We start from the raw sequence: 2,783 nt of genomic DNA on the forward strand, positions 1-2,783 counted from the left end.
GCCGTACCACCCCCACCGGACCGTCCACCACCACATCCGCCCGCTTCGCCAGCTCAGTGACCTCACTGCTGCCGCTGCACACCAGCAGACCAGGCACCCCCTCCGCCCGAAGCTCCTCGACCGCGGCGAAGGCGGGAAGGTCGCCGAGATCGTCCCCCGCGTACACCACCACCTCCGCGCCCACCTCACGGACGTACTCCCGCAGCGCCACGCCCTTGTCCACCCCCGGAGGGCGGAGCTCCAGCACCATACGACCGGGCTCGACCACCAGACCGTGCCGGCCGGCCAGCGCGGTGAGCGGCTCGCGGAGGGCCTCGAAGGCGGCCTGGGGATCGTCCGCGCGGCGCGTGTGGACGGCGACAGCACGCCCCTTCTCCTCGACCCACGTCCCCCGCCACGCCCCCACCGAGTCGAGAAGACCCGGCAGTTCGGCACGGACCGCGGCGACACCCGGATGCGGCGGAGGCGCCGTGACGTCCCCGGTCACCGCGTCCCAGCGCTCCGCGCCGTAGTGCCCGAGGACCACCAGACGATCGAGACCTGAGACGCCCGCGAAGCCCCCGTGGTGAACCGCGACCTCGGCCGGACGGCCGGTGATCACGGCCACGGAGGCGATCTTCGGGGCGAGTGCCGCGAGCGCGGGGACCGCCTCGGGGTGGGCGCGAGCCTGCTCCGGGTCGGACACGATCGGCGCGAGCGTCCCGTCGAAGTCGAGCGCGACCACCGTACGGCCGGGGCGGTCGAGGACCGCCGCGAGTCCGTCACGTCCGGCGGGGGTCACGGGGGTCGGCAAGGAGCCCGGTTCCGGGGAGTCCATGTGGGTGCCCATACCGTGACCCTATCCACGGACGGGCGCCCGCACCCTCACCGCTCCGACCGCCGCGCCTCCCGCACCCTCCGCAGCCGGTTCACCGTCACCGGGTCGTGCTCCAGGGCCCGCCGGTCGTCGAGCAGCGCGTTGAGCAGCTGGTAGTAGCGCACGGGCGCCAGCCCCAGCTGCTCCCGTATGGCTCGCTCCTTGGCCCCGGGCCCCTCGAATCCGCGGCGCTCCAGGGCGAGGATGGCCAGTTCACGCGGGCTCAGCTCGTCCATGAGGAGAACCGTAGCCCCGCCCACTGACACCACCCGCGCCCCTGCTTCCCGACAACGTACTTCCCGACAACACCCGCGCCCCTATTTCTCCTCCCCCGCGGCGTCCGCCGACTCCGCCATCCGCTGCAACCCGTCCAGCACCGCCTTGGGGCTGCCGCCCGGGGCCACGGCCTTGCCCATGCGCTTCTTGACGGCGGCGCTGACCTCGGCCCACGACGTCTTGCCGACGGGATAGAACTCGGTGTCCGGGAGCTCCGCCAGGAAGGGGGCGAGGGCGGCGTCCGACTCGGTGTCGGACATGATCCGGGAGGCGGAGGTCGTGACGGGAAGCAGGTCGTACATGCGGGCGAAGGCCAGCACGTTCTTGTCGCTGTAGACGAAGTCGAGGAAGTCGCCGATCTCCTCGCGGTGGCCGTTCTGCTTGAAGGCCATCATCCAGTCGGCGACGCCCAGGTGGGCGGTGGACCGGCCGCCCCGGCCGGGCATCGGGACCATGCCGAACTTGACGCCCTTCTCGGTGGCGGTCTTCATGAGGGTGGGATGGCCGTTCAACATGCCGACCTCGCCGTTCGTGAACGCCGTGAACGCGTCGGCCCGGTTGAGTTCGGCGGGGGGCGTCGGCCCGGTCAGGCCCTTGTCGACGAGCCGGTCCTTGAGCCAGGTGAACGTGTCGACGTTCGCCTCGGAGTCGAACTGGTAGTTGCCGATGTCGTCGGTGTAGCCGTCGCCGCCGCTCAGCAGCCACTGCATGGTCTCGGCCTGGGCCTCCTCCGGGCCCAGCGGAAGCGCGTACGGGATCCTGACGCCGTCGGCCTTCAGGACGGCCGCATCCGCCGCGAGGTCGTTCCAGCTCTTCGGCGCGTCGGTGATCCCGGCGTCGGCGAACAGCTTCTTGTTGTAGAAGAGCACCCGCGTGGACGCGACGAACGGCATCCCGTACGCGGTCCGCTTCACCCTGCCCGCCTCGCTGAGCTGCGGCAGCAGATCGGCCTGGACGGGTATCGAGAGCAGTTCGCCGACCGGGTGGAGCAGGTCCTGCGCGGCGTAGTCGGCGTAGGCGCCGATCTGCGCCATGTCGGGCGCCTTGCCCGCAGCCACCATTTCCTTGACCTTGCGGTCGACGTCGTTCCACGAGTAGACGCTGACCTCCACCCGCACGTCCGGGTGATCGGCCTCGTACTCCTCGACCAGCGCGTCCCAGTACTTCTGGGAGCTGTTCGCCTCGGAGTCGCCGTAGTCGGCGGCCACCAGCCGCAGGGTGACCTCCCCCGACCCGGGCGTACCCAGGCCCGCGCAGCCGGCGAGGACCGCCGTCAGGCCCAGTGCGGAGGCCATGGCCGGCCAACCCTTCGTACGTCGCCGACTCACCGTCAGATGCACAGTTCGCACAGCCCGTACCCCCACATCTCTCGCTCCCGGTACGTTTCCGGCCTCCGGCCGAGCCTGGGGGAGCAGGCCGGTGCCCGAGCCCTGGATGGCCGAAACCCACATGTCCAGAACTCGCCCATAGGTCTACACCATAAGGTCTACACCACGTAAGTGGACTAGACCTCTTTGGGGTAAGCGGGCCACACTGTTCCCGTGAGACATGTCATCGCCCTGGACGTGGGCGGCACCGGGATGAAGGCCGCACTGGTGGGGGTCGGCGCGCCTGGTGGAGCCACGCCCTCCGGTGGGCCGCCCGCCCGGCC

Annotated in this window: 3 protein-coding genes; all 3 read right to left on the bottom strand. The window is 70.9% G+C overall.

Features of this window, described 5'->3' with window-relative positions; translation table 11 throughout:
- Positions 1–829, bottom strand: an 829-nt coding sequence (gene otsB / locus FNH04_RS44225) for a trehalose-phosphatase (protein ID WP_152791873.1), incomplete at its 3' end; no start/stop codon positions are given.
- Positions 830–864: 35 nt separating this feature from the next.
- Positions 865–1,092 carry a DUF3263 domain-containing protein gene (locus FNH04_RS44230; RefSeq protein ID WP_152791874.1) on the bottom strand — a complete coding sequence of 76 codons (228 nt, stop codon included), beginning with the start codon at positions 1,090–1,092 and terminating at the stop codon, positions 865–867.
- An 81-nt stretch (positions 1,093–1,173) separates the two neighbouring features.
- Complete coding sequence (locus FNH04_RS44235; protein WP_152791875.1) at positions 1,174–2,427, bottom strand: extracellular solute-binding protein; 1,254 nt, start codon at positions 2,425–2,427, stop codon at positions 1,174–1,176.
- Positions 2,428–2,783 lie beyond the last annotated feature (356 nt).

The organism is Streptomyces phyllanthi (assembly GCF_009377205.1).
Lineage (GTDB): Bacteria > Actinomycetota > Actinomycetes > Streptomycetales > Streptomycetaceae > Streptomyces > Streptomyces phyllanthi.